This is a genomic window from Roseibium sp., assembly GCF_965276855.1.
Classification (GTDB): Bacteria; Pseudomonadota; Alphaproteobacteria; order Rhizobiales; family Stappiaceae; genus Roseibium.
The window spans coordinates 5,036,289-5,063,282 of the sequence record NZ_OZ255700.1; the positions used below are offsets into that span (position 1 = coordinate 5,036,289).

The window sequence follows — 26,994 nt, forward strand, 5'->3', positions numbered from 1 at the left end:
TCTGGAAGCAAAAGGTAAGCATGAGATACGAGATGGAAAAGCACGTGACCGGAATGGATGAGTTGTTGGCTGGATACGCAGCCGGAACACTTACGTATCCGGCTCAAGCTCTGATTGGTGCTCACTTGGAATTGAGCGGCCAGAACCGGGGCTATGTCCATTCTCTTGAGACTCTTGCCAGCACGGGGATCGCTGATAGTGATCCTGTTGAATTTGCAGATCGCGACTCTGCCTTGGCCGCGATTTTTGAGAGTGAAGAGCCAATCCGGGACCTAGCCCCCAGGCGCACGTGCGAGAGTGATAGCCGTGTTCCCGAATCGCTCCGTTCGATTATCGGCCCGTCGATGGACAACGTTGCCTGGAAAACACTTCTTCCTGGCGTGAAAGAATGCAAACTCGGCGAGATTGATGGCTGCGATGCCAGCCTCATCTGGGTCCGCGCAGGGCGCGCAATGCCGTCACATACACACCACGGGACTGAACTCACCCTTGTTCTCCAGGGCGGCTTCAAGGACACCGATGGTCACTATGTGACTGGCGACGTTGCCTTCGCCGACGACGATGTGGACCATCGCCCGATTGCGGACGACGGCGATGACTGCATTTGCTTTGCAGTGACCGCTGGGCGCCTGGAATTGACCGGGCCGGTTGGCCGCTGGTTCGCGCCTTTCATGCGCGGGTAATCAAACCATTTCTCCTGTCTTTGCGTATAGGTAGCAGAGACTTAAGGAGACATCATTGCCCATAGTAAGTTATGTAGCAGCCCCGTCCGACGGGGCTGTTTGGATTACAGGCGCAAGTTCTGGCATCGGTCGGGAATTGGCGTTGGAGATGGCACGAACCGGCTGGACGGTGGCCGTCACAGCGCGCTCAGAGGATGCCTTGGCGGAGCTTAAGGACGCCGCATCCGATTTTTCTGGTTCCATTGTGGTCTATGCCGGCGATGTTAGCGATACCGCACTTATGGCGGCGCACTGCGGGTCTATCGCGGCCGAACACGGGCTTGCTTTGGTCGTTGCAAATGCCGGTATCTATCTGCCTCAAGATGGCCTCGACGGCGACGCGGAAGCCTACCGAAAAACGTTCGACGTGAACCTGATGGGCACCGTGAACGTCGTTCTGCCAGCTATCAATGTGATGAAGGTGGCAGGGCAGGGGCAGATCGCTATCGTGTCATCTGTTGCAGGTTACCGCGGTCTTCCAACCTCTGCTGCCTATGGCGCCAGCAAAGCCGCGCTGTTCAATTTCGCGGAAAGCCTTCGGTTTGATCTCGAGCGGGCCGGAATTCGTCTGCAAGTCATCAGCCCGGGATTTGTCGACACACCCGCCACTAAATCAAATCCGTTCCCGATGCCGCACCTGATTTCACCTCAAGAGGCTGTCAGGGGGATCATCGACGGACTTCAGGATCGGAAGCGCTTTGAGATCTCGTTTCCAAAGGCATTTGTTCGCCAGTTGAAAGCGATCGAGTATTTGCCGTTCAATCTCTATTACAAACTGGTCCGCAAAACGACCGGGTGGGATCAGAAGGGCAAGGCATAGACCGCCGGAAATCGTTTGGTAAGCCTCTTTGCCAACACGGCCATCTTCAGTGGTGACCCTTGACAGTGATGACCTGAATTCTGGTTAGGTCGGCAACCAGCGACGATGCCCATAAATGTAACTGAGCGGTACAGCTCTACGCTGCACCGCTCAGTTGCTTTTCAGGTAAGCTCAACAGACCGCGTCAGGTTGCCTTTTCATAGACCAGCTGTCTGACGTCGATGTTGCCAGCGCGGAAACCGGCTTCGCAATAGTGCAGATAGAACTCCCACAGCCGTTTGAACCGCTCATCGAAACCCATCGGCCTGATTTGCGGCCAGGCGGTGCGGAAGCGTTGCCGCCATTCCAGAAGCGTCCGCGCGTAATCCTGCCCGAAAATTTTCTGATCTTTTAGATCAAGGCCAAGGGATTTGCCGATTTCTGAAAGTTTCCCGGGAGGCGGAAGCATGCCGCCTGGGAAAATGTAGCGTTGAATAAAGTCGGTGCCAGACCGGTAGTCCTCGAACATCTGATCCTGGATCGTGATGATTTGGAGACCCGCCTTGCCGCCCGGCTTCAGGCAGTCCGACACCTTCTCAAAGTAAGTCGGCCAGTATTTTTCGCCGACTGCCTCGAACATTTCGATCGAGGCAATCCGATCATAAACACCTTTTTCGTCGCGGTAGTCTTGGAACACGATTTCGACTTTTTCGTTGAGACCGGCCTTGAAGATCCGTTCTCTGGCGTAATCATACTGCTCCCGAGAGATCGTCAGGCCTCGGACGTTCGCACCGACTGTTTTGGCGACATGTTCTGCGAAACCACCCCAACCGCAGCCGATTTCCAGAACGGAGTGTCCAGGTTCGATCCCGGTTTGCCGGACCAGCGAAGCGTATTTCTCAGCTTGCGCTTGTTCCAGGCTGTTGGTTTCATTGCTGAAGATTGCAGAGGAGTAGGTCATCGACGGGTCGAGCCACTCCTGATAGAACGCATTTCCCAGATCGTAGTGTGCGGAGATGTTGCGCTTGGACCCACGCTTTGTGTTCGCGTTAAGCCAATGACGTAGCGACAACAACAGACGGGTCAGCGGGCGACCACGCAAGGCCTCCAAAGTGGACGCCTGATTGAGCGCGAAAATCTCCAGGAATGTCGTGACATCCGGAGATGACCAATAGCCAGCCATGAAGGCTTCACCGACACCAACATCGCCGCCTTTGACGGCCATAGTGAAAAATTTCCAGTTATGGATTTTCAGAACGCCATCTGGCCCAGGTTCCGTTCCATTGATCCGGAACATGCGCCCGTCCGGGAAAGTGATGTCGAGCGTTCCATAGCGGATCTTGATTGCCAGGTTTGCCGCCATGCGCGCAAGCCGCGGCGTTCCTTTGAGTTGCGTGCGGAGATTGTCCTCGGACAACACAATAGGCCCATTCATGCCGAACCCCTTGAAATGTTGTTTGTTGTTTCTTGCCAAAGTTCCGAAGCTGTGCTCCGGCCCGCGCTGTCGTCCCTACCATCATTCGCAGGCCGCGGATGAAATGGTACACGCTTGCGCCAGATTTTAAAGGCTTGCCAATGAATGGCGGCCATCACCTTGAAGGTCAAAAGCGGAACCCGCGCAAAAGCGCGCATCAAAGACCATGTGGTCAAGGGTTCCTGCGTGCCGGAAAAGGTTGCTGACAACAATGGACCTGTGTCGTCCGTCTCCAGGATCCGGACCCGCACCGCATTGCCCGGCGGCAGCATTCGAAAGTGATAATGCTGCTGCATGCTGATAAACGGCGACACGTAAAACTCTTTACGCTGATCCTGACGAACACCGGCATCGCTGATCTGCCCGTCACGCACCGGCCCGACATAGGTATGTAGACCGCCGAAGGTGTTGCGGACCTCATATACGAGTGCGGTCAGCCGATCGTTCTTATCATAAGCATAATAGACGCTGAGCGGATTGAACCCATACCCCAAAAGCCGGGGATAGGCGAGCAGCACTACCCGGTGGGCCCGCTCCAAACCCTCTTTCTCCAGCAAGCTGTCGATGTGTTGTCTCAACGAGCTTCCGTCTCGCGGGCCATGATCTTTTTCATGAAACGAGAGAAGGTTGAACCGGTTGACCGACAACATCCAACTCAATCTTGAAGCTTCTTTCAACCGATCGATATCGATCAGAAGATTGAAAACGTCATAAGAGAACCGGTGCTGTTTTGGTTTCATGCGCTGGTGCATGACAGCGCCATTGTAAAGCGCTGCCGCGGCATCCGGCGCGGGGCCATTATCCGACATCCTGTTTTTGGCAGGTGCGGGTGTCATTCAGCGGCTTCCAGCATCACAGGCTCTTGACGCTCACGCTCCCACGGCAGGACAGCCCCCAGTGCCTTGGCTACGTTAAGACCGGATGCCAATCCGTCCTCGTGGAAGCCATGACCGTTCCATGCGCCGCAATACCAGGTGTTGTTCACACCCTGGATCTTGCTGAGCTGCTGCTTGGCCGCCAGGGCTTTGGCATCAAATTGCGGGTGGTCATAAATATATTTGGCGAAAGTCTTGTCTTCGCTCGGTGGCTGGAATGGATTGAGTGTGACAAAGACCGGCTTGGAGCGGTCAAGGTTCTGCAGCCGGTTCATCCAATAGGACACCGTCACATCACGTGTTTCACCCGCTTCTCGGTCCGACATGTAGTTCCAGGATGCCCAAACCTTTTTCTTGTTGGGCATCAGGCTTTCGTCCCGGTGCAGATACACCTCGTTCGGGCGGTACCGGATCGCGCTCAATATCTCCCGCTCTTCCGCGCTTGGATCGCCGAGCATGGCAAGGCTTTGATCCGTATGGCTGGCCATGATGACGTGATCGAATGTATCGGTATGACCCGTCTCGTCGCGAACAACGACTTTTCCATCTGTTCTGAGGATTTCCGCAACCGGGCTGCCAAGACGCATCTTGTTGGCAAACGGCTCAGTGAGTTTCTTCACGTAGTTGCGGCTGCCACCGGAGACCGTCCGCCACAGCTGACGGTCGAAGGACAGGAGACGGTGATTGTCGAAGAACGCCACGAAGCTCTCGGCCGGGTAGGCGCGCATCTCGTTAATCGGGGTCGACCAGATGGCAGCCCCCATGGCAAGCAGATAATCGTTGATGAAACCGCTGGAGTAGCGCTCCGCCTCCAGATAGCCACCAAGGGTTTGGCCCGCAAGCCGACCTGAGTTCAAGTCCGCGACGGCTTGTTTGTTAAAGCGGAAGATGTCCCGAAGCATTTTCAAGAATCGCGGCGAGACAATGTTCTTGCGCTGCGCGAACACGGCGTTGAGCCCGTCGCCACACCATTCCAGTTTGCCCCGGTCCGCTGACAGCGAGAAACTCATGTCGCTGATCTCGGTTGCAACACCCAAATGGTCGAGTAGGGCTGTGAAGTTCGGGTAGTTGAGTTCGTTATAGACAATGAAGCCTGTGTCGACGCTCATCGGGGTGCCGTTGTAGTCGATATCGGCCGTTGCGCTGTGGCCACCCGGACGGTCTCTTTTCTCGTAAAGAACAACATCGTGGTGGCTGTTAAGTGCCCATGCAGCACTGTTTCCGGAAATACCCGAGCCGATGACGGCAATCCGCATGTTAAATCCTTTGGCTTGGCAGGGCCGCCTAAATCCCAGCGTGGGGAAGCCCAGTCGGTTGGTCAGTTGCTATTCAAGACCGTCTACGGGGGAGTTTAAAGTGCGGATCACGCAGGGCAATGAATTTCCTATGAAAATTCAATTCGAGGCAAAGGTGTGTTGAAAATGAAGAGACAACCCGTCGCTGTTCGCGGCGGAGTTTTTCAAAGAGCGCAGGTTCGGGTCACTCTTGCGTGGCCAAGGGGGCGCGGCCCGCTCTGACGAGCGGACCGCATCAACCTGTTCGCGGGGACTATGGCGATCAGGCTTGAAGCGTGTCGACCAGCCAGGTCCATGCGACCTTTACCTGACTTGTGGCTGCGTTGAAGAAAGCAACAACGCGTTCCCAAACTGTCTGGCCGAAGTCGGCGATTTCGAGCATCGTGCCCTTACGAGCGGGCTCGTCCGATGTTTCGATCAATTCAACCGCCGCAGCGTTGCCACCATCGTTGATGACCCGCCGGGTCACAACAAGTGCGCCTTCGGTCACGAGACGGGATTCATCCTTCTCCGCAACCATAGTCTGCGGATCTAGCGCATTGACCACGACCGCGCGTCCATCCGGCAACAGATGGGTTTCGTTGGTGCTGACTTCGGAATCGTAAATCACTTCACCATAGGAATCGATCAGCTCGACCCAAACGACGTCGCGGCCGTTCAAGTGCACTTCTCCGACCCATATGGTCAGTTCGCTCTCAAGCGGATCTTTTTGATCCAGGCTCGCAGAGGCGACTGTCACCTCAAGGCTGTCTTCCGGCAAAGTAATCGTTTCTTGCGGCAAAGGACTGGCTGCCGCGCTTCCCGCAAACGCGAGGATGAGGCCAAGCGCAAACGCTCCTGCTTTGGTATTCCGTTGCATGATCGCCTCCCAAGGCTAATACAACTCAATTTACCGCGCTTTGGGGCCTTGTGATCCTGGTCCGTTTTGGACTTCTTGACCAAATTCCTTTTGTTTTCCGTCTTTTAGCGTGAAAGCGCCCCTATATGCGCAGCCACTATTTTGCCATTATCGCACCACAATCTGGTGAATGGGTGTAATAAACATCACAAAACTGCTCGTTTCTGGCTACTTTCCGTTAATAAGTGTGTCTTTGTCGCCTCAGTGCAAGAAAAATCACGCTGACGTGATGTTATCTTCATTGTAAGTATTGCGGATAAAATCTGCAGATTGTCGGGTCTGTTGCGGATCGGCAACGAAAAAAGGCCTGTTTTTGAGCAAAAAAGCCGGCAGGCTTCTTTCTGAATTAATTGAATATGAGCATTGTCATTCTTGCCTTTACGGAAGGTCAAGGTGTGTCGTCCTATCCAATTTTTAGTCTTTTTGGAGTGATTATCAAAAATTACGAGAAGGAATTTAAAGTTGTTTCCAAATATGAATTAATAAATGCGTAATTCATTGGGTTCTCAATTACGTTGTGAGACCAAGTTCCAGATAATTTGCCAAGAAAGGTAAGGGAGCATGAAATACGCAGATCTTAAGTTATTCGTAAAAATACTATCAATTCATACTGTTTTATTGGGAGGTGTTTCACTTTCATCTGTTGCATTGGCAGATACTGTAATTGTTGGCGTTGAAGATCTAACCTACTACCCGCATTACACCATGGAAGGCGGGGAGTATGGCGGTTTTGGACGGGCGCTGCTGGATGCATGGGCGTCGGATAACGGACACACGCTGAAATATGAGGCGTATCCGATCAAGCGCTTGATGGAAAACCTGGTCGAAGGAACGGTCGATATCAAATATCCGGACAATGCCTATTGGTCCGCGGATTTGAAGGATGGCAAGCCGGTGGTCTACTCCGACAAGGTAGTCGAATACATCGATGGGGTCTCTGTGACGCCGGGCAATGTCGGTAAAGGAATGGGGTCGGTCAAGAAACTGGGTACCGTGCGCGGCTTTACGCCTTGGTCCTGGATCGATCTGACCTCCTCCGGAGCCGTCGAGTTGTCGGAAGTGAAATCCCTGGATGGTCTGATCAAACAAGCCATAAACAACCGTATCGATGCTGCTTATGCCAACGTAGCGGTCATTCAGCACCAACTGGGTGAAATGGGGCAGCCGAATGCGCTCTCGTTCGATCCGGATCTCAAGCATACCCGCGACTACTATTATGCCAGCACGACAACAAAGCCGGAGTTGATTGCGGACTTTAATTCTTGGATGTCCGAAAACGCTGACAAGGTCGCGGAATTGAAAGCTGAGTACAAGGTGAACCTGGACTGATCGACGGCAGTCCATGACAGGGCGGGGCTGGCGGTTTCCGGCAGTCCTTGATTTCTGTGTTTTCGAACGGTCAAGCTTCACGTGTGAACGGGCATCAACGCCGATTGTGCGTCGAGCTGTTTAAATTCATATTTTCTGAAAAAGAGTGGCTCCCTGAGTAGGACTCGAACCTACGACCCAGCGATTAACAGTCGCTTGCTCTACCAACTGAGCTATCAGGGATCACCGTGCCGGGGCAGTGCGTCACCGCCCCCGTCGATGGAGATGCGTATAACGCAGCCCTTATCCATTTGCCAAGCCCTGAAATGCGTTTTTTTCATTCCATCGTTATTTTTTCGTCAGGTATGTGGAAAACTATAAATTTTTCAGATGCCTAGTTGTGTCTGTCGGTTTTTAACAGGTGCGCTTCGCCGGTCGTATTTCCGCATTGCCGCCAAGACGGAACTCAAAACGCTGCGTTTTCCAACCGGCCATGGCAATTTGCGGTCAAACATATGGATAAGAAGACTTGCCGCCTTAAACACTCTGGCTTGTGCGGGCTGTTGGTTCCAGCTAGGAAGGAAACAGACGGTTCTGGCGCTGGAGTGATCCAGCCCGGATGAAACGGGAATTCGGTAAGTCCTCAAAGAGGATTGATCCGGAGCTGCCCCCGCAACTGTGAGCGGCGAGTGCAGGCACATGACCCACTGGAGATCTTTGAGCATCGTTCTCAAGGGCACCGGGAAGGGGTGCTGGGCATAAGGAACCGCGAGCCAGGAGACCGGCCGTCGATTGAGTTTAACCGCAAGGCTGTCGGGCGGACGGCTGGGAGGCACATGTGACGCAGTCTGACCATGGCCGGTCTACCCTCGTTTTCGGCGGGGCCCGGTCCGGAAAAAGCACCTTTGCAGAAAGGCTTGCAGCTCGAAGCAGCCTGGAAAGGGTGTATGTCGCAACGGGTGCCGCTTTCGATGACGAGATGGCGGACCGTATTGCTAGTCACAAGGATCAACGCGGGCCCTCCTGGATTACCATTGAAGAGCAGCTGGATCTCGCAGGTGTCCTGAGCCGCGAAAATGCCGCGCACCGGGTTATCCTCGTTGACTGCCTGACCCTTTGGCTGTCCAACCTGATGTTTTCCGACAAGGACATAGCTGCGGAAACGGCGCGCTTGATTGAAGCCACCAGGGGGCTAGCCGGGCCGTGTGTGTTTGTCTCCAACGAAGTCGGCATGGGGATCGTGCCGGAGAACCGCCTGTCGCGGTCGTTCCGGGACGCGCAAGGCCGTTTGAACCAGGATATCGCATCGGCGTGCCATCAGGTCGTGTTTGTCGCTGCTGGACAGCCGCTTCTTCTCAAACCCTCGCATCAACCGGAGATCGGATTGTGACTTCTTCAACGCTTAAGCCGGGTCAAAAAATCCCGGCAACCATCGTGACCGGTTTTCTTGGCGCGGGAAAAACCACCCTGATCCGCAACCTTTTGCAGAATGCCGGCGGCAAGCGGATTGCGCTCATCGTCAACGAATTTGGCGATATGGGATTTGACGGATCGCTGGTGAACGGATGCGCGGATCCCAGTTGTTCGGCAGAAGAAGTTGTGGAACTGACCAACGGCTGTATTTGCTGCACGGTCGCCGATGACTTTCTGCCCACAATGGAAATGTTGCTCGCACGGGACAACCCGCCGGAGCATATCGTTATCGAAACATCCGGTCTTGCCTTGCCGCAGCCGCTGGTCCGGGCCTTTTCGTGGCCTTCGGTGAAGCCAAAAGTCACTGTGGACGGTGTTGTCACGGTTCTGGATGCCGCCGCGCTTGCCGAAGGGCGGATCGCTCTGGATGAAGCCGCGCTGGAAGCCCAGCGCGCAGCAGATGAGGCATTGGATCATGAAAGCCCGGTTGAGGAGCTTTTCCAGGATCAGCTGCGCTGCGCAGATCTTGTGGTGCTGAACAAGGCCGATTTGGTCGCGGGCGATATTCTTGCAGGCGTTCAGGAAAAGATCGCAGCTGAGGTCCGCCCAGCGGTGCATATCGTTTCTTCCGAGAAGGGCACTTTGCCGATCGAGGTCTTGCTTGGCCGCGGCTCAGCGGCTGAGGATGACATGGCCTCCCGCCATGAACATCACCATCACCACCATGATGATGACCATCACCATGATCACGATGATCATCATCACGACCACGACCACCATCATGATCATCATCACCACGATGACTTTGAAAGCCACGTGATTGAGGCGCCGATCTTTGCGTCGCTTAAGGAAGCTGAGGCGAAGGTGCTTCAGGCCATGGCATTGAGAGGTGTTCTTCGTATCAAGGGGGCCGTTCAGGTGGATGGCAAGGCCGCGCCGGCCATGGTTCAGGCGGTGGGCCCGAGGGTCGAGACCTGGTTTGCATCAGGTGCGGAAAGCGCCGGGAAACTGGTGGTGATCGGGCTCAAGGGCTTCGATTTGGGCGCGGTGCGCGGCGCTCTATCGGGTCTTGCAGAAGCGGCTGAGTGATTTCAGAGCCCCTTAGATGCTGGAGTTGCCGGGCGTTGTCCGGCAATTCATTGAAAGCCTTTTCGCCCTGAAAAGTGTAGACGGGTCTCATGGTCTATCCATGAGATGATATAAGAACGAGAAACCACCCAGATGCACATTCTCGCAAGCCAGACGCGCCGGATCGATGATGGGGGCGATGCCGTCGACCTCGGCCAAAAGCCTGCCGATATTCTGTTTTTGTCCGCGGCCGATACGGAACTTGGAAGTCTGGCATCGGCACAGTCTGGCTTAGGAGCGGATACGCCAAGCCTCCGTCTTGCGAACCTGATGGCATTGTCGCATCCCTATTCGGTCGACCTTTATGCGGAGCAGACGGTCCGCGGATCCCGGATTGTGATCTTGCGTGTCCTCGGTGGTGTCGAATACTGGCGCTACGGGTTGGAGCGGTTTGTTGAAGAGGCGCGCGCCAGTGGCATCGATCTTGTCGTCATACCGGGCGACGACAAATGGGATGACGCTCTCACAAGCCATTCGACGCGCGGCACGGAGGATGTGCGTCACATGTGGCGCTACTTCGTTGAAGGCGGTCCTGAGAACTACGCCAATGCGTTGCGGTATGCCGGTCATCTGATCGGGCTTGCCGAAGAGCCTGCGCATGCGGTTCCTCTGCCAAGAGCCGGTATTTATCTGCCCGGTCATACCGCGCCGGGTCTGGAAACGTTGAGATCAACCTGGGCAGACCCGAAGGCTCCCGTCGCTGCGATCACCTTTTACCGGGCTCTGGTGCAAGGGTCCCAGACCGCCCCTGTTGATGCTTTGGTATCCGCACTTGCAGAGGCCGGTGTCAATGCGCTGCCGGTCTTTGTCTCCAGCCTCAAGGAAGCGGAATCCATCGTTGTTCTGGACTCATTGTTTGACGAGGCAAAACCGGATGTCGTTTTGAACGGGACTGCTTTTGCAGTTTCAAAAGCCGGGATCGACCACCAGCCGACGCCGCTCGACAAATGGGGCAAGCCTGTTCTCCAGGTGGTGTTCTCATCTTCGTCCAAAGAGGGCTGGGAGGAGAGTGACCAAGGCCTGTCGATCCGCGACCTTGCCATGCATGTCGTGTTGCCGGAAATCGATGGGCGATTGCTGACCCGGGCCGTGTCTTTCAAGGAAGAGGGGGTGTTTGACCCAGCGACGCAATCGACGCCCGTGAAATTCACCCCCGTTCCGGATCGCATGCGGTTCGTGGCCGACCTAGCCGCCAACTGGGCCCGTCTTGGCCGGGTTGCAGTAGAAGACAAGAAGACCGCGTTGATCCTGGCGAACTATCCGAACAAGGATGGCCGTCTTGCCAATGGGGTCGGCCTTGATACGCCAGCCTCCTGCGTGTCCGTGCTCAAAACCATGAAGAAGACCGGATATGATGTCGGCAACGCCCCGGAAACGTCGGCGGATCTAATGGACGTTTTGACATCCGGCGTGACCAACGCACTTGCGGAAAGGCAGGAGAAGGCGGGCTATGAGCGGCTGTCACTAGAGGCTTATACCGCCGAATTTGCCAAACTGCCGGAGGCGGTCCGCACAGCCGTTGAGGATCGATGGGGCAATCCGCAAGACGATCCGCATGTGATTGACAGCACGTTCCGTTTGGCGCTGCACCGGTTCGGCAATCAGGTGGTCGGCATCCAACCCGCGCGTGGCTACAATATTGATCCCAAAGAGACGTACCACGATCCGGATCTGGTGCCGCCGCACCATTATTTCGCGTTCTATATCTGGTTGCGCCGGGAGTTTTGCGCCGATGCGGTGATCCATCTTGGCAAGCATGGAAATCTCGAATGGCTACCCGGCAAGGCGCTCGCGCTGTCTGAAGACTGTTTCCCGGAAGCTGTGCTTGGTCCGACACCGAACGTCTACCCGTTCATTGTCAATGATCCGGGTGAGGGGGCGCAGGCCAAGCGCCGCACATCCGCTGTCATTGTTGATCACTTGACCCCGCCGCTCACCCGGGCGGAAAGCCACGGCGTTGCCGAGGAGCTGGAGACCCTGCTTGATGAGTATTACCTCGCAAGTGGTGTCGATCCTCGGCGTCTTAAGGCGTTGACCCGGGACATTCTGGATGCAGCGAGCCGGCACGGTCTCGACAAGGACATCGGCATCACCGACGAGATGGATGAAGACACCCGTCTTGCCCGGCTTGATGCGCATTTGTGTGATCTGAAAGAACTTCAGATCCGCGACGGCCTGCATATCCTCGGCGAGAGCCCGGAAGGCGACCTTCTGACTGACCTGCTTTCTGCGCTGGTGCGGGTCCCGCGTGGCGGTGAGGTACGCCAAAACAGCTTGCAGCGAGCGCTTTCAGAGGACTTGGGATTATCCGCATTTGATCCGCTGAATTGTGATTTTGCGGCACCTTGGACCGGACCAAAGCCGGACGTTCTGGCAAGTGTCTCTAACGCGCCATGGCGCTCAAATGGCGATACGGTTGAACGGCTTGAACTGCTCGCGCAGCAAATTATCGCGGGCGATATAATTACGGTAACAGAGTGGCCTGCAGCGCAGGCGGTGCTCGCCGAAATCGAAGAACGGATCCGCCCGTCGGTGACCGAATCCGGACAGTCGGAGCTGGACGCAGTCTTGACCGCGCTGAATGGCGGTTTCGTGAAACCGGGGCCTTCCGGTGCACCGTCTCGTGGCCGGCCGGATGTCTTGCCGACGGGCAAGAACTTCTATTCTGTCGATGTGCGTGCCGTTCCAACAGAAACGGCGTGGCGTCTTGGCCAGCAATCGGCCTCGCTGGTGGCCGAGCGGTATTTTCAGGAAGAAGGCGAGTGGCCGGCATCGTTGGTTTTGACCTGCTGGGGCACAGCCAATATGCGCACGGGCGGCGATGATATAGCGCAGGCGCTGGCGCTGATTGGCGCCAAACCGGTTTGGGAGGCTGCGTCGGGGCGTGTCACTGGCTTTGAAATCCTGAAATTATCGGAGCTCGGACGCCCGCGGATCGACGTAACCTTGCGGGTTTCCGGCTTCTTCCGGGATGCTTTCCCGCATCAGATGGACCTTTTTGACAGCGCTGTACGGGCCGTTGGTCAACTGGAAGAACCAGAAGATGCCAATCCCGTTGCCGCGCGCATGAAACGGGAAGCTGCCAAGTTGGCCGCTGCTGGCCTGTCGCCAGATGAGGCCCGGCGCCGGGCCGGGTTCCGGGTGTTTGGTTCGAAGCCCGGGGCCTATGGGGCCGGCTTACAGGCGTTGATCGACGAAGGGATCTGGGATGAGCGCGGCGACTTTGCCGAAGCTTTCCTGACCTGGGGCGGCTATGCCTATGGCGGCGGCGCGAGCGGTGATCAGGCCCGCGGTGAGCTGGAGGGCCGGCTAGCCTCCGTTGATGCGGTTCTGCACAATCAGGACAACCGCGAGCACGACCTTCTCGACAGCGATGATTATTATCAGTTCGAAGGCGGTCTTGCGGCAACAGTCGAGCACCTAAAAGGCGATGCCCCAAAGGTTTATCACAACGACCACTCGCGCCCCGAACGTCCGGTGGTGCGCTCCTTGTCAGAGGAAATCGGCCGTGTCGTGCGCGGCCGGGCCGCCAATCCGAAATGGATCAAGGGCGTGATGCGTCACGGCTACAAGGGCGCGTTTGAGATGGTGGCAACGCTCGACTATCTCTTTGCGTTTGCCGCAACGACCAGGGCAGTTGGCGATCATCATTTTGATCAGCTCTATGAGGCCTATTTGGACGATGAAGTCGTGCGCGATTTTCTTCAAGACGCGAATCCGGCAGGCTACCAGGAGATGCTTGCGCGTTTTCAAGAAGCGCTGGACCGGGGCCTCTGGACACCGCGCCGCAATTCGACCCATGCTGCACTGAATGATTTGAACAAAACACAATAATCGGGAGACACACCATGACCGCCGATACGGATAAACCCGAGCTTACGGAAGATGAACTCAACGCGCGCCATGCGGAAAAAATGCGCAAGAAAAAGGCCGCGCGCGACAAGATCATGGCGACCAAGACCATCGAAAAGGGCCTTGTGATCGTTCACACCGGCAAGGGCAAGGGCAAGTCGACAGCCGGGTTCGGCATGGTGTTCCGCTCGCTCGGTCATGGTCACAAGGTGGGCGTTGTCCAGTTCGTGAAAGGCCGGATCGAGACCGGCGAACGTATGGCCCTGGAACGGTTCGACGATCTGGTGACCATCAAGCGGATGGGGGAAGGGTTCACCTGGGAAACCCAAGACCGCCAGCGGGATATCGACGCGGCTCAACAGGCCTGGGACGCTGCGAAGGACATGATCCGCTCCGGTGATTTTCGTCTGATCCTGTGTGATGAACTCAACATCGTGCTGCGCTACGACTATCTTGACATCAACGAGGTCGTCGATTTCCTCAAGAATGAAAAGCCGGAAGACGTTCACGTGGTTATCACCGGGCGGAACGCCAAGGACGAACTGCTTGAGGTGGCCGACCTTGTCACGGACATGACGCAGGTCAAACATCCGTTCCGGTCCGGCGTGAAGCCGCAAGAAGGCATCGAGTTCTAAGATCGAGCAATGCCGTATACAGTTGAACGTGCCAGCAGCGCGGACTCCCACGAGATCGCGCAGCTTTTGCGGGCGTCCATCACGAAGCTTTGCGGGCTTGACCATGGCGACAATCCGGAACGCTACAAGGCCTGGCTGAAAAACAAAACCGCGCCGAATGTTGAAAGCTGGATCGATGGTCCGGGGGCAGCGTTTGTCGTCCAGGATCAGGACAAGCGGATTCTCGGGTTCGCGATGGGCACACCTTTGGGGCATATCCCCTTGATGTATGTGCTCCCGGATGCGCGCTTGACCGGGGTGAGCAAGACCTTGATGCGGGCGCTTGAAGACACCTTTCGCGACCGCGGTCTGGATGAGGCCCATCTCTCCAGCACCCTCACGGCAGAGCGGTTTTATAAATCCCTTGGATATGCTGAAACCGGAGAGACCAAATCCCAGTTGGATATGACCTTCCGGTGCTTCAAAAAGGGCCTTTGAAATGAGCAAGCTGTTTGATCATAGCATTCGCAGCGCGTCCCCGGACCATGCGGAGATCGTGCGCAAGTACGAACTTTACCGGACGATCGTGGAGTTTCTCGCAGCTCTCCTGTTCGTGATCGGCAGCATTTTCTTTTTCTACGAAAGCCTTCTTTTTGCCGGAACCTGCCTGTTCCTGATCGGGTCTATCCTGTTTGGTGTCCGGCCGACCATCCGGCTTCTTCTGGAACTGAAACTCGCCAATCTCCCGGTGCCAAAAGAATTCCGGCCATATGGCGCGCCGCCGGTTGATGAGCCGGTACGCCGATGACACACACCACTGGCCGCCGCACACCGGCTTTGATGATCCAGGGGACCGGTTCCAACGTCGGCAAAAGCCTGATTGTTGCCGGGCTGTGCCGCCTCTTTGCCAACCGCGGCATGGCGGTTCGCCCGTTCAAGCCGCAGAACATGTCCAACAATGCCGCTGTCACCTCTGACGGCGGCGAGATCGGCCGGGCACAGGCTCTGCAGGCGATGGGCTGCCGCCTGCCTTTGACCGTGCATATGAACCCGGTTCTTTTGAAACCCGAAACGGATACCGGCGCGCAGATTATCGTTCAGGGCCAGCGCTTCGGCACCATGCGTGCCCGTGAATATGGCAAGCAGAAAGCAGAGCTTTTGCCGAAGGTTCTGGAGAGTTTCTCGAAACTTCAATCAGACGCCGACTTGGTCATCGTGGAAGGTGCGGGCAGCCCGGCCGAAATCAACCTTCGGGCGGGCGACATCGCCAATATGGGGTTTGCGGAAGCAGCTGATCTGCCTGTTGTCCTATGCGCTGACATCGACCGGGGCGGTGTGATTGCTTCGGTGGTGGGGACCCATGCAGTGCTGGAGCCGTCCGAGCAGGATCGCATCAAGGCGTTTTTCATAAACCGGTTTCGCGGAGACCCGAGCCTCTTTGATGATGGCATGCGCGCGATCGCCCAGCGCACCGGCTGGCAGGGTCTGGGCGTGGTGCCGTGGTTTGCAGACGCCAACAAACTGCCGGCCGAAGACGCGCTCGATCTTGCAAGCGGTGCGGGCAGGGGCGGGATCAAGATCGTCGTTCCGGTGATTTCCCGGATTGCCAATTTCGATGATCTCGACCCGCTGCGCATGGAACCGGATGTCTCTCTCGAATTGGTTCAGCCAGGAACGCCCTTGCCGGGAGATGCGGATCTGGTTCTACTGCCTGGATCCAAGTCAACCATCGGCGATCTGGCCTTCTTCCGGAAACAGGGCTGGGACATTGACTTGGCAGCTCACGTGCGCCGGGGCGGCCATGTTCTCGGGATTTGCGGCGGTTATCAGATGCTCGGCAAAACCATCTCCGACCCGGATGGCATCGAGGGACCGGCGGGAACTGTCGAAGGACTTGGGCTTCTTGATGTCGAAACGGTGCTGACGCCGGATAAATCGCTGGTCGAGGCTGAGGGCAAGCATCTGGCATCAGGTGCCAACGTCAAGGGATACGAGATCCATATTGGCCGCACATCCGGGCCTGATTGCGCCCGGCCATACCTCCACATCCGTGATGCGGGCGGAACGCCGAAACTGGACGGGGCCCAATCATCAGATGGCCGTATTGCCGGGACCTATTTGCATGGCCTTTTCACCGATGATGAGTTTCGGAAAGCCTATCTGAAAGGCTTCGGGGCCGTGTCCGACCTCGCCTACGAGCACCAGATCGACGCCGTGCTTGATGATCTGGCGAAGCATTTGGAGGGCGTACTGGACACCGAAGCGATTTTGGAGATTGCAAATAACCGATAGGTCCGACGATCGATTTTTTTAGGGAGTTCTTATGGAATACATCGGGTCCGTTCTGGTCCGGCTATTCGCCGTTTTTCTTCTGGTTAGCAACCTAAGCACTTTGTTGAGTTTTGCTTACTTTGCCGCAAATTCCAATCAGGCCTTTCAGTTTGTCTCGCTTGGTGCTGCCGGTGGAGGTCTGCTCATAGCCGGTCTGCTGTTTGTCTTTCCGCAAATTGTTCTACGCGGTTTGAAAACACCTGATCCGCAGGCAGAGCCGGATCACGTCCCGTCCGAAAACATGCTGCAGATCGGGATTGTTGTTATTGGTCTCTACTTCACAGTCCGTGGTCTGCAATCCTTGTTCAATGCCGTCTTGTTCAAGCTTTATATGGCCTCTCAATCGGCTTCGGCGGTTCTGGCAAGCCCGGAACTTGGCAACGGATTGTTCACGCTGGGGATTGGAGGGTTCCTCATGATTGGCGCACGCTGGTTTACTGACTTCATACTAGGGCTGAGGCGACTTTAAGCGGCCGCGTGATCCAGCTGAGTATTGCAAGCTTATACCCGCCATGTGTTCCGATGGGCTGGCGCGGCGCATGCATCTCGTGTAGGCGGGAAAAATGACACCGCTTTCGTCTCCCACACCCCTTTCCAGACCAGCTGCCGGGATTGTCTTTGTGCTTGCCGGAGTGGCAGCAATTTCCGTCAATGACATGATGATCAAACAGCTGTCGGGCGGTTATCCGTTACACCAGATGATTTTTGTCCGTTCTCTGATCGGTCTCATTTTCATGCTGTTTTTTGTGCATTTCGAGGGTGGATGGACGATCCTGAAGACCCGCCGGCCGGTTTTGCACCTCGTCCGCTGCGTGATGGTTCTGATTGCAAATATGAGTTTTTTCACGGCACTCGCGGTGGTGCCGCTTGCCGATGCGACAGCGCTATTTTTTGTTGCGCCGCTGCTCATCACGCTATTGTCGATCCCCATACTTGACGAGAAGGTTGGACCGTGGCGGCTTGGTGCAGTCGGGATCGGTTTCTGCGGGGTTGTCCTGATGATGCAGCCTTGGAATACCGACCTGCAGATTGAAGGCGGGCGGGTGGTTCTGATCCTCCCGGTCATAGGAGCGGCAGCCTATGCCATGATGCATGGTACTAACTCGAAAACTGGGTGTTGCCAGCAAGGCATCGGCATTAGCTGTCTATCTGCAGTCCGGGTTTCTGATTGTTTCTATTGGTTTCTTCCTGATTGCCGGAGACGGGCGCTACGCAGACAGCTTCGACAATGCCAGCCTGCAATTTTTGCTGCGAGCCTGGGTTTGGCCGCCGGAAACCGACCTGTATTGGTTCCTGGCGCTGGGGCTTTGTTCTGCTGTGGTTGGCTATACCATGTCGCAAGCCTACAGAATCGCGGATGCGGCAACCATCGCGCCATTTGAATATGTCGGTTTGCCGCTGGCCGTCTTCTGGGGCTGGCTGATGTTCGGCGAATTGCCGGGGCCGGTCGTCTTTGCCGGCATTGGCCTGATTGTCGGCGGCGGCCTTTTGGTGTTTCTACGGGAGCATCAGAAACGAAGAATGCTGGCTTCACGCAACGACATTGGTCGGCGTTAGTTTTTTATTGTTCCGCTTTCTTTTCACCTGAGACGGGCACGGAAGCTGTTCCATAGAATGGAACGCCATGGATTCGAAACCACAAAAGCATCATCGACCATGAACCTCAGTATGTTTGAGATACACACAATGAAACCATCTATGTACGAAATCCCCATTCCTGCGGTCGGACGCATGTTTGTAATGCCGAAACCATCTGGAGAATGGCTCGCTGAAGATATTAAGGCCTACAAATCAGAAGGTATCGATTTCATAGTCTCAATGCTTACTGGTGATGAAGCCCACGAACTTGGTCTGGAGGATGAGCAAACCTTATGTGAGGCCTCAGGAATTCAATTTGTTCAGTATCCAATTGTAGATCGTGGTGTACCCAATATGATCGACCTATCTAAGTTGGTGGTTCGTCTTTCCAATGTGGTCCAAAGCGGTTCAACAATTGCCATACATTGTAGAGCGGGTATCGGACGTTCCGGTTTAGTGGCAGCATGTGTTTTAATTAGCCTAGGAAGTCCTGCCGATGATGTAATCGATAAGGTAAGCGAATCTCGTGGCGTGTTGATACCGGACACCTTTGAACAAGCGAGTTTTATCCGCGCGTTCGGTAAGTGTCAGAACAAACCCCAACTCGGCTCCCAGACGACCAGCTGATTGTTGGCGGGCATGGCGTGATCGACGGCAAAAAACCAGACCGGCTTTTTGGGCAAGCGCGTCGAGCGCTTCGAAATCCCGGTTGCTGCTGACCGGGTTCCAGCTTTTCAGCTGGACATCAAACGATTTTGGCGATTGCAAATAACCGATAGGCCCGGCGATCGTTTTTTTGAGTTCTGAGGAGTACGCAAAAACCGCGAAATCTCGTGCTAGCAAAAAATGGCCATCGATTGCGTAATTTGCCAGCAAATACGTCGCGCAAAACTCAAACGAATAAGTTATGGCAGTAGTTCTCAGTATCAAAAATATTCAATAATGAGCGAGATGATGACGCCAGAAAAATTTGTCGAAATGATGCGTTTTGAAGTGATCGATGGGCAGATCAGCTCTGAAATAGAACGGTTCAATGCTTATGAAGTTGAAATTGAGCATGAACACCTTGAGAAAGACGCCACAAATCTGTTTTCCAGTCTTTCGCCAGCTCAGAAGAAAGTCTTTCTTTCCATTTTGCGTCAAGTATCTTTAGACACAACAGCCAGCGTCTTAGCGGTGTTGGACGGGGTGAGAATGATTGAAGGTGTTTTCGATGATTTCCATCTCACCTACGGCGACGAGAAAACTGAATTAGTTGGCGATCTTGCTAGTACTCTTCTAGAAAAGGAAGATTTTTCTAATAAAGTATAAATCTTTTTCTATTTCTCACATAAAGCAACATAAGGTAAGTAATAATATTTCAGTATAAAAGAATTTTTGGTTAGTCGTGGGAGACGTTTAACCCCGCTCCCAGACCACGAGCTGATTGTTCGCCGGCATGGCATGATCCGCAGCGAATGTTAGGCCCGCGTCTTGGGCAAGCGCGTCGAGCGCTTCGAAATCGCGGATGCCACTGATCGGATTCCAGCTTTTCAGCTGGACGTCAAAGGCAGCATTGCTGTCGGTAGTAAACTCGCCGCCATACTTGAGCGGCCCATAGACGCATAGAGCGCCGTTCTGTGTGCTCAGCACTTCCCCGGCGCGGGCGAAAAACTGCTCCACATGCTCAAATGACATGATGTGCAGTGTGTTGGCGGTGAAGATTGCGTCAAAGGCCTCCGGTCCGTCGGGGGCTGGCAAGGGCCATGGCGGGGAGGCGACGTCGAGCGCGCGCGGGGCCGGTGTCCGGTCATTGCCGTCCTGTTTCAGCCGCTCGGCGATGCCTGGAACATTGTCCAAGAGGTCGCTGCAGTGCCAGGTGACGTGCGGCAAGGCGTTCGTTACATGAACTGCGTGCTGGCCGTTGCCGCTGCCGATCTCCAGAACCTTTGTCCGGTTCGCCAGAACGGGCCGCAAGGTCTCCAGAATGACGTCCTTGTTGCGGTCAGCGGCAGCAGAAAAGGGAAGCATGGGTTTGTCTCTCAAATCAGGAAAAGGACAGCCAGCAGAAGAACAAGCGCGGCTTCGATACCATACGCGCCGAGAAGAACCTTGAGGCCGCGTGAGATGTCATCGGCCGTTGCGTCGCGGCGCCCGTCTGCATTCATGTAGGGATCATCGACCGTATAGCCAGGATAAGTCCTTGGACCGGCCAACGCCAAACCAAGCGCCCCGGCCATTGCCGCTTCCGGCCAACCCGCATTGGGGGAACGGTGCTGTTTCGCATCCCGAACCATAATCGAAATACTCTTTCGGACGGACCCGCCGGCAAGTGGTGCGGCAAGCGCCAGGAACACACCCGACAAACGGGACGCAGGAAGATTGATCAGGTCATCGAACCGGGCAGATGCCCAACCGAAATCAGAATAGGTCTCGTTCTTGTGGCCGATCATGCTGTCTGCGGTGTTCACCGCTTTGTAGGCGATCAGGCCAGGCAATCCCAGAACCGCAAACCAGAAAACCGGCGCGACAATGCCGTCGGAAAAATTTTCGGCGCAGGATTCAATAGCAGCGCGGGAGACGCCCGCTTCATCCAAGGTGTTCGGGTCCCGGCCAACAATCATGGCGACGGCCTGCCGGCCACCGGCAAGACCGTTGTTTTGCAAACCGTCTCTGACTGCAGCTACATGGTCGTAAAGGCTTTTTTGAGCGATCAACACTGCCGCGATGATCACGAGCAGGAGTTCACCGAACGGGATCGCTGCCGCGAGTTCCTGAACGAGGAAGCCCAACGCAAGACTGCCGACCAATAAGATCAGCAAGGCCACGATCCCGGTGATCCGGCGGACCTGAGGGCGCCAGTCTTTGCGGTTCAGCGTTTGATCAAGCGCGGAAATAACCTTGCCAATCCAGACCACAGGATGGGGCAGACGGCGCCAGAGCCAGTCCGGATCGCCTATTATCCCGTCGAGGATCAGGGCGGCGAGAAGCAGCCAAAGCGCGTTTTCATAAAGCAGCATGAGTGCTGGTTAGAGGTCTTTTTGAGCCGCTGCAAGCGCGTCCGTGAGGCGGGCCAGGTTTTCTGCACCGCCCGGCAGGCCAAAACGGATCCAGGTTGGCGCATAGTCGAAGATCCGGGTCCAGATCCGCTGTTTGGCGAGCGCGTCATGGAGCTTGGCGGCAGATCTCGTCCCTGCGAGCGCATAAAGCGGGGTGCCGCCAAAGACGCTCAGCATGTTCTGTTGCAACGCCAGTGTGAGATCGGCCATTTCGTCGGCCAGCCTCCGGTTCATGGATTTCTGCCAGGCTTGGTCTTTGAGTGCGGTCGTGCCGAGTTCCAGAGCCGGGCCACTGAGGCACCAGCTTTCCAGAAGGGCAGCGACCCGTGCGATCATCGGCTTGGGCCCCGCCAAGAAACCGAGGCGCAGCCCGGCCAGACCGAAGAACTTGCCGAAGGAACGCAAGATCAGGATGTTTTCATCACCAATGTGCGGCAGAAGACTTGACCCGGGCATGACATCGGCAAAAGCTTCGTCCACCACGAGGTACCCGCCGCGCTCCGTCAAAGTTCTGGCGATCTCCAGAAGGCTTTTGACATCAACAAGCTGACCATCGGGATTGTTCGGATTGACGAGCAGAACGATTTTCGCATCGGCCGGTAGGGCGTAAATGCTGGACAGCTCGACCGGTTTGCGGCCGTCCCGGGTCCACACGTCTGCATGGCTGGTGTAAGTCGGGGTTGCGAGCGCAACAGGGCCTTTCGGAAGAAGCTGTGGCAACACTGACAAGAGCAGCTGGGTGCCGGGACCTGCGGCAAGCCCAAGATGATCCGGCACTGCATAGGCCTGTCGCGCGGCGCCGATCAGCTGATCCTGGGCTGATTGTGCGGGCAGGGATGTCCAGGCCTTGTCTGAAAATCGGTCCGGGACAGGATAGGCGTGCGGGTTAATCCCGGTCGACAAGTCGAGCCATTGGTCTTTTGTTCCGCCAAAGCGTTCGATTGCTTCGCTCAAGTCTCCGCCGTGCTTCATGACCCGGTCAGTCCTGTTTAGTGCGCCAGCCGCATGATTGTTCAAGGCTGCTATCTAGCGGATTTCAATGGTAAAAGTATAGACGGATCGCGACCTAGGCTGCGGTAGAAACGGCACATGAGACAAGTTTCCAGTTTCGTGCGTGGGAAAAAGACATTGTCGATTTAACCAAGTCGCCAAGGTCTGAAGATCACGATACGAATTCTTTTATGTATGTTGTCTAAGCTTTCAGGGCATAGGGAGACATAATGAGCAGGTTGGGCGTAGTGCTGATTCTTGGTGTGCTTTTTTGGATGTCCGCAAGCGCGGGTGTTCACGCACAGCAGATCGTGCGGCTCGGGATTGAACATTATGATGATGGCGCGGACCGCTATGAAGTGTCCTTGCTGAAACTTGCTTTGGAGCACTCCGGAGAGGACGTGGTCCTTGAAGTGGTTTCTCTCGGCGACACGACGCAGGATCGGGTCTTGATCGAATTCGAACAGGGCCGCTCCAACTTCGATGTGTTTTACAGCGGCGGATCACCAGAACGCGAACAGCGCTTTGAACAGATCGACATCCCGTTGAGCCGCGGCCTGCTTGGACACCGCATATTTGTGACCCGCAAAGACCAGCTGGATCGGTTGGCCCAAATCAAGACCCTCGACGAGTTTCGCGACTATGCCGTAATTGGCTCAGGCTTCGGTTGGCCGGACACGGATATCTTCAGGGCTGCCGGTTTCAGTGTTCTACCGGCAGAGTGGAAGAACATTTGGCGGATGCTGTCTGTCGGCCGCACGAATGTTTTCAATCTCGGTGTCCACGAAGCCCATGCGGAAAGGGCGAATTTCGACGAGATCTACCCCGATCTCACGGTCGATAGCAGTCTACTGGTTAAATACCGCTTCGGTTTTTTCTTCTATGTAGAGAAGGACAACCGTGCCCTGGCAGAGCTTATCGAACGCGGACTTGAGCGGGCCTACGAGACCGGTGCGTTCATGCGACTTTTTGAGAGCCATCCACGCATACAGCGGGCTTTGGACCATATCCGGCAAAACGATCTGACCGTTCTGGAAGTCGCCAATCCCTATCTGTCTGAGCGGCACCGGGCGATCCCGGACCGGTATTGGCATGACATAAAATAGCTTTGCTTCATGTTGACACGCGGCAGTGCCTGAATGAAAATGGAACAAAAAAAGAACATTTAGCTGTGCGCAGGATGGAATTGACCATGTCTCACCCAAGGCGAACCCGGTCCCCATTGGATTTTGACCGGGATAAGTTACTGCAATCACTGGGAAGTGCCCGTTCGGCGCTGATTGAGGCGCATCGAAGCATGAAACCGAAGTCAGGACTTGCGCGCTCCGCGGATGCGGTCGTGTCTGAAATCGATGAATTTGCCTTGGTTCTGACCGGATCGCGCGACTTTTTTCATCTGAAAGCACACGGAACACCGCCATCCAAGGACGACCCAAGCTAAGGCGTATGGTTCCGGGAGATCAGATCAGCGTCATACGGCTTTTGCTGACACAGGTATTTCGGCAAGGCCATGCTGCGTTTCATGGACCAGCTGATCCACGACCGCCTCAAGTTTCGACCGGTCGATCAGGCTGTCTTCCGACATGTCTCCTGCGAGTGCCAGCTGTCGATCCGCTGATGTGCCGCGCTCTGCAATCGTCCGGATGTGGGCGATCTCCGCTTCACAGCCAAAAAACGCTGCATCTGGGGCCACCAGCTCGCTGATTTCGTCGACCAGATCCTTGAATGCGATGGATTTCTTCTGGCCGAAGTCGATCAGGTTGGCAGCCGAGCCATGCCTCTGCGCCTGCCAGCGGTTTTCCGCGAGCAGGAACCTTGAGTAATGCCGCCATCCCTGATTGGCGCGCCGCAAGCGGTAGAGCATCCGGCACAGGCACCGGAAGAGCGCTGCAATGGCAACGGCATCCTCAACGCACGGGCAGACATCTGTCACCCGCATTTCCAAAGTCGGAAATCGGTCGGAGGGTCGAAGGTCCCACCAGATCTTGGTCGCATCCTCGATGACGCCAGCCTGAACCAGCATGTCGATGGTGTGGCGGTAGTCTTCATGGCTCTCAAATCGCGGCGGCAATCCGGTACGGGGCAGCTCGTTGAACACCGAGAGCCGATAGGATTTCAGTCCCGTGTTTCGGCCCCGCCAGAAAGGCGAAGACGTGCTGAGCGCCAGAAGATGGGGCAGGAAATAGGTCAGTTGATTGAAAAGATCGACGCGCAGCTCTGCATCTTCAATGCCTATGTGAACATGCATGCCGCAGATCAGGAGGCGCTTGGCGACAACCTGCATGACCCTTGCCAGATCGTTGTAGCGTTCCTTGTCGGTGTGCGGTTGCTCTGTCCATTCCGCAAAGGGATGGGTTGAGGCGGCAATGGGTGCCAGACCGTGCCGCGCGGCCTCATCGGCGATGGTTCTGCGGAAATAGGCCAGCTCTGCCTTCACCTCGGCAAGCGTCATGCAGACCGGGGTGCCGACTTCGATCTGGCATTGGAGAAATTCCGGACTAACCCGGCCTTCAAGCGCGCTTTCGCAGGCGGAAAACAATTCGGGGGGCGGGGAGCTCGCGATATTGCGGCTGGCGCGGTCAACCAGAAGATATTCTTCCTCAACGCCGATGCTGAAGCTTGGGTCTTTCATCTCCACAGATTGCGGGCGCAAACTTGGCAGGGTCAAGCACGAAATAATGCGTATTGGGCCGTTCGCCGCCGCTATGTTGTTCTGACGAGCGGAGGTTTGCCGGGCATTGGAAGTTCAACTGATCAGGGCAAGATGCAGCGCGGATCGGGCCGGGTTCGTTACCAGAGAATATCCAAGTCTAGGGCTATCCCATAATGTCGCGGCGTGCCAGGTCGGCCAAATAGGACGAAAAATTCAGCTTGCGGGCCTTCGCGGTTTGTTTGATGGCGTTTGCCAATCCAGCATCCATGGAAATGTTGATCCGCTCCGAGCGACCGGTCAGGGCTATGACGGGAACGGCAACCAAGAAAGCGCCTGCCGCCAACTCCTTGGCAACATCTGAATCGGTGTGAATGGCGGTCAAGGACCGGGCGGGGGGCATCTCTTCACCTTCCAGGTGAAGGGAAAGCGCCTCGGCGGCATTGGCAACCAGGTCATCGATGTCGTCGGCTGCAGAAAAGCAACCCGGGACATCGGGAAACTGGACGCCATAGGCGCTGCCGCCTTCCTGGTGGACCAGTCCGAAATAGGTGCGCATATTTCTCTCCTTGGCCTTAGAGCTACCCGGCTTGTTTGCAGATGCTGCGAACGGTGCCGAGCGGCAGGTCTTTTCTCGGGTGGGGGACCGTAACCGTTAAAGCGCCTTTTCTGAATTTGTGATGGGAGCCGACAACCTTCACAAGGTCGAAGCCGTCCTTTTCCAGCTTCTTGATGATCCTGCGGCTGTTGGTTTCTATATTCTTCAGCCTCATATGTGTGTATTATATTACACATAGTTCGAGGTTCTGTCAAATAGCGTTGTGTATTATGTTGCGTAAAAAATGGGTGCCGTAATCGTTGGTGGAATATTCTGGAGGTATCCAACACTGCTGATTTGTTAGCTTGGCACGCGAGTCAGGTGGTCTATGGCGTGGTTCAGAAACGGAACAAAAGTGTCCCACTTTTGACCATGCCGAAAAAAGTGGGACTAACAGGCCCAAAAAACTCAATAAAAACAAAGGGAGAAACAATTTTTTGGAGGCCCCGACCGGAATCGAACCGGTGTACACGGATTTGCAATCCGCTGCGTCACCACTCCGCCACAGGGCCCCTCGGTGGTGTGCCGCGCCTTATCAAACACTTGGCGCAGCAGGTCAAGTCCTGATTGGTGGGCAGATGACATTTCCACTGTGACGCAAATGAAGAGGCCTGTATGACAGGTTACAGACGGTAAAAAATCTCCCGGATTTCAAGGGGGATGGTGATAGAAGCGCATCTGGTGCTTGTCAGGGCGGATTTGCCTCGGTATGGAACCAGCCGTAGAGGTGCCGGGACGCCGGCAATTCAAGCGAGGGCCGATATGACGGACTTTAACCAGTCCCGCCGCAAGATGGTGGACAACCAACTGCGTACCAACGATGTGACCGATCACCAGATCCTGGATGCAATGGAGGTGGTTCCGCGCGAACGGTTTGTTCCTGCATCTAAGCGGGCGGTGGCCTACATCGATGAAGATCTGCCCATCGGTTCATCCGGATCCGGCCGGTATTTGATGAAGCCGCATATCTTCGGAAAGCTGATCCAGCTTGCACAAATCAGCGCCGACGACATTGTGCTCGTGATCGGGGCCGGCAGCGGCTACAGCACGGCGGTGGCCGCGAAACTGGCCGCGTCTGTCGTTGCACTGGAAGAAAACGAAGAACTCGCGCGCGATTCAGCGGATCTTCTGGTGGATCTTGGGACCGAAAACGCGGTTGTCGTTGAAGGCCCACTGGTGGATGGCTACGCCGCCGAAGGCCCGTATGACGTCATCCTGATCGACGGCGCGGTGGAGGTTCTTCCAGAGAATTTGCTGAAACAGTTGAAGTCGGACGGCCGCCTGGTTGTCATTGAAGGTCAGGGCGGGGCAGGCGTTGCAAAACTCTATCAGAAGTCCGGCGAAGTGGTGAGCGGACGGTTTGCCTTTAACGCGTCGGCCGCGCTTTTGCCCGGGTTTGCTCAAGCTGCCGAGTTTACCTTTTAAGGGTTT

At 55.7% G+C, this 26,994-nt stretch carries 28 protein-coding genes, 2 tRNA genes, 1 pseudogene and 1 riboswitch; of the genes and pseudogenes, 18 read left to right on the forward strand and 13 right to left on the reverse strand.

Annotation, left to right across the window (positions count from 1 at the left end; all coding sequences use genetic code 11):
* The first annotated feature begins 32 nt into the window (after positions 1-32).
* Both ACQY4Z_RS23360 and ACQY4Z_RS23365 read left to right on the forward strand, forming a co-directional pair.
* Positions 33-683, forward strand: a complete 651-nt coding sequence (locus ACQY4Z_RS23360) for a ChrR family anti-sigma-E factor (RefSeq protein ID WP_306148653.1) — start codon at positions 33-35, stop codon at positions 681-683.
* Between the two features lie 61 nt (positions 684-744).
* Positions 745-1,542 carry an SDR family NAD(P)-dependent oxidoreductase gene (locus tag ACQY4Z_RS23365; protein WP_428529657.1) on the forward strand — a complete coding sequence of 266 codons (798 nt, stop codon included), beginning with the start codon at positions 745-747 and terminating at the stop codon, positions 1,540-1,542.
* 184 nt (positions 1,543-1,726) lie between these two features.
* Here ACQY4Z_RS23365 and ACQY4Z_RS23370 read toward each other — a convergent pair whose 3' ends face one another.
* The 4 genes from ACQY4Z_RS23370 to ACQY4Z_RS23385 all read right to left on the reverse strand — a co-directional run bounded on the left by ACQY4Z_RS23370 (position 1,727) and on the right by ACQY4Z_RS23385 (position 6,024).
* Positions 1,727-2,956, reverse strand: coding sequence for a class I SAM-dependent methyltransferase (locus ACQY4Z_RS23370; RefSeq protein WP_428525284.1), 1,230 nt, complete (start codon positions 2,954-2,956; stop codon positions 1,727-1,729).
* Positions 2,953-3,831 (reverse strand): DUF1365 domain-containing protein, encoded by an 879-nt coding sequence (locus ACQY4Z_RS23375; protein ID WP_428525286.1) that lies wholly within the window; start codon positions 3,829-3,831, stop codon positions 2,953-2,955. The genes ACQY4Z_RS23370 and ACQY4Z_RS23375 overlap by 4 nt, the downstream gene beginning before the upstream one ends.
* Positions 3,828-5,126, reverse strand: a complete 1,299-nt coding sequence (locus ACQY4Z_RS23380) for an NAD(P)/FAD-dependent oxidoreductase (RefSeq protein ID WP_428525288.1) — start codon at positions 5,124-5,126, stop codon at positions 3,828-3,830. The genes ACQY4Z_RS23375 and ACQY4Z_RS23380 overlap by 4 nt, the downstream gene beginning before the upstream one ends.
* A gap of 301 nt (positions 5,127-5,427) precedes the next feature.
* Positions 5,428-6,024 carry a hypothetical protein gene (locus ACQY4Z_RS23385; RefSeq protein ID WP_428525290.1) on the reverse strand — a complete coding sequence of 199 codons (597 nt, stop codon included), beginning with the start codon at positions 6,022-6,024 and terminating at the stop codon, positions 5,428-5,430.
* 687 nt (positions 6,025-6,711) lie between these two features.
* Between ACQY4Z_RS23385 and ACQY4Z_RS23390 the strand changes: the two genes are divergently transcribed.
* The gene (locus ACQY4Z_RS23390; RefSeq protein WP_428525292.1) at positions 6,712-7,392 is read left to right on the forward strand and encodes a hypothetical protein; all 681 of its coding nucleotides are present in this window, start codon (positions 6,712-6,714) and stop codon (positions 7,390-7,392) included.
* A 146-nt stretch (positions 7,393-7,538) separates the two neighbouring features.
* Here ACQY4Z_RS23390 and ACQY4Z_RS23395 read toward each other — a convergent pair.
* Positions 7,539-7,614: transfer RNA gene (locus tag ACQY4Z_RS23395), tRNA-Asn, on the reverse strand.
* A 329-nt stretch (positions 7,615-7,943) separates the two neighbouring features.
* Positions 7,944-8,175: riboswitch (cobalamin riboswitch) on the forward strand.
* Between the two features lie 34 nt (positions 8,176-8,209).
* On the opposite strand from ACQY4Z_RS23395, the gene cobU reads away from it, so the two are divergent.
* From cobU to ACQY4Z_RS23440, 9 genes and pseudogenes are all read left to right on the forward strand, one after another.
* Positions 8,210-8,761 carry a bifunctional adenosylcobinamide kinase/adenosylcobinamide-phosphate guanylyltransferase gene (gene cobU / locus ACQY4Z_RS23400; RefSeq protein WP_428525294.1) on the forward strand — a complete coding sequence of 184 codons (552 nt, stop codon included), beginning with the start codon at positions 8,210-8,212 and terminating at the stop codon, positions 8,759-8,761.
* The gene (cobW, locus tag ACQY4Z_RS23405) at positions 8,758-9,873 is read left to right on the forward strand and encodes a cobalamin biosynthesis protein CobW (protein WP_428525296.1); all 1,116 of its coding nucleotides are present in this window, start codon (positions 8,758-8,760) and stop codon (positions 9,871-9,873) included. Before cobU ends, cobW begins: the two co-directional genes overlap by 4 nt.
* A gap of 132 nt (positions 9,874-10,005) precedes the next feature.
* On the forward strand, positions 10,006-13,746 hold the full coding sequence (cobN, locus tag ACQY4Z_RS23410; protein ID WP_428525298.1) for a cobaltochelatase subunit CobN: 3,741 nt from the start codon (positions 10,006-10,008) through the stop codon (positions 13,744-13,746).
* Positions 13,747-13,760: 14 nt separating this feature from the next.
* A complete protein-coding gene (gene cobO, locus ACQY4Z_RS23415; protein WP_209177940.1) occupies positions 13,761-14,399 on the forward strand; it encodes a cob(I)yrinic acid a,c-diamide adenosyltransferase in 639 nt (212 codons plus the stop codon).
* A gap of 9 nt (positions 14,400-14,408) precedes the next feature.
* Positions 14,409-14,876 (forward strand): GNAT family N-acetyltransferase, encoded by a 468-nt coding sequence (locus tag ACQY4Z_RS23420; protein ID WP_428525300.1) that lies wholly within the window; start codon positions 14,409-14,411, stop codon positions 14,874-14,876.
* A gap of 1 nt (position 14,877) precedes the next feature.
* Positions 14,878-15,186 carry a YrhK family protein gene (locus ACQY4Z_RS23425; RefSeq protein ID WP_428525302.1) on the forward strand — a complete coding sequence of 103 codons (309 nt, stop codon included), beginning with the start codon at positions 14,878-14,880 and terminating at the stop codon, positions 15,184-15,186.
* Positions 15,183-16,670 carry a cobyric acid synthase gene (locus tag ACQY4Z_RS23430; protein ID WP_428525304.1) on the forward strand — a complete coding sequence of 496 codons (1,488 nt, stop codon included), beginning with the start codon at positions 15,183-15,185 and terminating at the stop codon, positions 16,668-16,670. Before ACQY4Z_RS23425 ends, ACQY4Z_RS23430 begins: the two co-directional genes overlap by 4 nt.
* 31 nt (positions 16,671-16,701) lie before the next feature.
* Positions 16,702-17,178 carry a hypothetical protein gene (locus ACQY4Z_RS23435; RefSeq protein WP_428525306.1) on the forward strand — a complete coding sequence of 159 codons (477 nt, stop codon included), beginning with the start codon at positions 16,702-16,704 and terminating at the stop codon, positions 17,176-17,178.
* A 190-nt stretch (positions 17,179-17,368) separates the two neighbouring features.
* Positions 17,369-17,653, forward strand: a pseudogene (locus tag ACQY4Z_RS23440) (EamA family transporter); the annotation flags it as partial.
* On the opposite strand, the gene ACQY4Z_RS23445 reads toward ACQY4Z_RS23440, so the two are convergent.
* The gene (locus ACQY4Z_RS23445) at positions 17,624-17,803 is read right to left on the reverse strand and encodes a hypothetical protein (RefSeq protein WP_428529757.1); all 180 of its coding nucleotides are present in this window, start codon (positions 17,801-17,803) and stop codon (positions 17,624-17,626) included. The pseudogene ACQY4Z_RS23440 and the gene ACQY4Z_RS23445 overlap by 30 nt on opposite strands.
* On the opposite strand from ACQY4Z_RS23445, the gene ACQY4Z_RS23450 reads away from it, so the two are divergent.
* The 3 genes from ACQY4Z_RS23450 (at position 17,802) to ACQY4Z_RS23460 (ending at position 19,598) form a co-directional block, all read left to right on the forward strand.
* Positions 17,802-18,266 carry an EamA family transporter gene (locus tag ACQY4Z_RS23450; protein WP_428529759.1) on the forward strand — a complete coding sequence of 155 codons (465 nt, stop codon included), beginning with the start codon at positions 17,802-17,804 and terminating at the stop codon, positions 18,264-18,266. The genes ACQY4Z_RS23445 and ACQY4Z_RS23450 overlap by 2 nt on opposite strands.
* A 57-nt stretch (positions 18,267-18,323) precedes the next feature.
* Positions 18,324-18,914 carry a protein-tyrosine phosphatase family protein gene (locus ACQY4Z_RS23455; RefSeq protein ID WP_428525308.1) on the forward strand — a complete coding sequence of 197 codons (591 nt, stop codon included), beginning with the start codon at positions 18,324-18,326 and terminating at the stop codon, positions 18,912-18,914.
* Between the two features lie 315 nt (positions 18,915-19,229).
* Positions 19,230-19,598 carry a hypothetical protein gene (locus ACQY4Z_RS23460; RefSeq protein WP_428525310.1) on the forward strand — a complete coding sequence of 123 codons (369 nt, stop codon included), beginning with the start codon at positions 19,230-19,232 and terminating at the stop codon, positions 19,596-19,598.
* Positions 19,599-19,685: 87 nt separating this feature from the next.
* Here ACQY4Z_RS23460 and ACQY4Z_RS23465 read toward each other — a convergent pair whose 3' ends face one another.
* The 3 genes from ACQY4Z_RS23465 to cobD are packed head-to-tail and all read right to left on the reverse strand — an operon-like array spanning position 19,686 to position 22,297.
* Positions 19,686-20,297, reverse strand: coding sequence for a DUF938 domain-containing protein (locus ACQY4Z_RS23465; protein ID WP_428525312.1), 612 nt, complete (start codon positions 20,295-20,297; stop codon positions 19,686-19,688).
* 11 nt (positions 20,298-20,308) lie between these two features.
* Positions 20,309-21,286, reverse strand: a complete 978-nt coding sequence (gene cbiB, locus ACQY4Z_RS23470; RefSeq protein WP_428525314.1) for an adenosylcobinamide-phosphate synthase CbiB — start codon at positions 21,284-21,286, stop codon at positions 20,309-20,311.
* A 9-nt stretch (positions 21,287-21,295) separates the two neighbouring features.
* Positions 21,296-22,297: a threonine-phosphate decarboxylase CobD gene (gene cobD, locus ACQY4Z_RS23475; protein ID WP_428525316.1), complete on the reverse strand. Its 1,002-nt coding sequence runs from the start codon at positions 22,295-22,297 to the stop codon at positions 21,296-21,298.
* A gap of 248 nt (positions 22,298-22,545) precedes the next feature.
* Between cobD and ACQY4Z_RS23480 the strand changes: the two genes are divergently transcribed.
* Complete coding sequence (locus tag ACQY4Z_RS23480; RefSeq protein WP_428525318.1) at positions 22,546-23,421, forward strand: hypothetical protein; 876 nt, start codon at positions 22,546-22,548, stop codon at positions 23,419-23,421.
* Positions 23,422-23,612: 191 nt separating this feature from the next.
* Positions 23,613-23,756: a hypothetical protein gene (locus tag ACQY4Z_RS23485; RefSeq protein WP_209002201.1), complete on the forward strand. Its 144-nt coding sequence runs from the start codon at positions 23,613-23,615 to the stop codon at positions 23,754-23,756.
* A gap of 30 nt (positions 23,757-23,786) precedes the next feature.
* Here ACQY4Z_RS23485 and ACQY4Z_RS23490 read toward each other — a convergent pair whose 3' ends face one another.
* The 4 genes from ACQY4Z_RS23490 to ACQY4Z_RS23505 form a co-directional block, all read right to left on the reverse strand.
* The gene (locus tag ACQY4Z_RS23490) at positions 23,787-24,947 is read right to left on the reverse strand and encodes a carboxylate-amine ligase (protein ID WP_428525320.1); all 1,161 of its coding nucleotides are present in this window, start codon (positions 24,945-24,947) and stop codon (positions 23,787-23,789) included.
* A 184-nt stretch (positions 24,948-25,131) separates the two neighbouring features.
* Positions 25,132-25,524, reverse strand: a complete 393-nt coding sequence (locus tag ACQY4Z_RS23495; RefSeq protein WP_428525322.1) for a type II toxin-antitoxin system HicB family antitoxin — start codon at positions 25,522-25,524, stop codon at positions 25,132-25,134.
* Positions 25,525-25,546: 22 nt separating this feature from the next.
* Positions 25,547-25,723 (reverse strand): type II toxin-antitoxin system HicA family toxin, encoded by a 177-nt coding sequence (locus ACQY4Z_RS23500; RefSeq protein ID WP_428529659.1) that lies wholly within the window; start codon positions 25,721-25,723, stop codon positions 25,547-25,549.
* A gap of 278 nt (positions 25,724-26,001) precedes the next feature.
* Positions 26,002-26,075: transfer RNA gene (locus ACQY4Z_RS23505), tRNA-Cys, on the reverse strand.
* Between the two features lie 250 nt (positions 26,076-26,325).
* On the opposite strand from ACQY4Z_RS23505, the gene ACQY4Z_RS23510 reads away from it, so the two are divergent.
* Positions 26,326-26,988 (forward strand): protein-L-isoaspartate O-methyltransferase family protein, encoded by a 663-nt coding sequence (locus tag ACQY4Z_RS23510; protein WP_428525324.1) that lies wholly within the window; start codon positions 26,326-26,328, stop codon positions 26,986-26,988.
* Positions 26,989-26,994 lie beyond the last annotated feature (6 nt).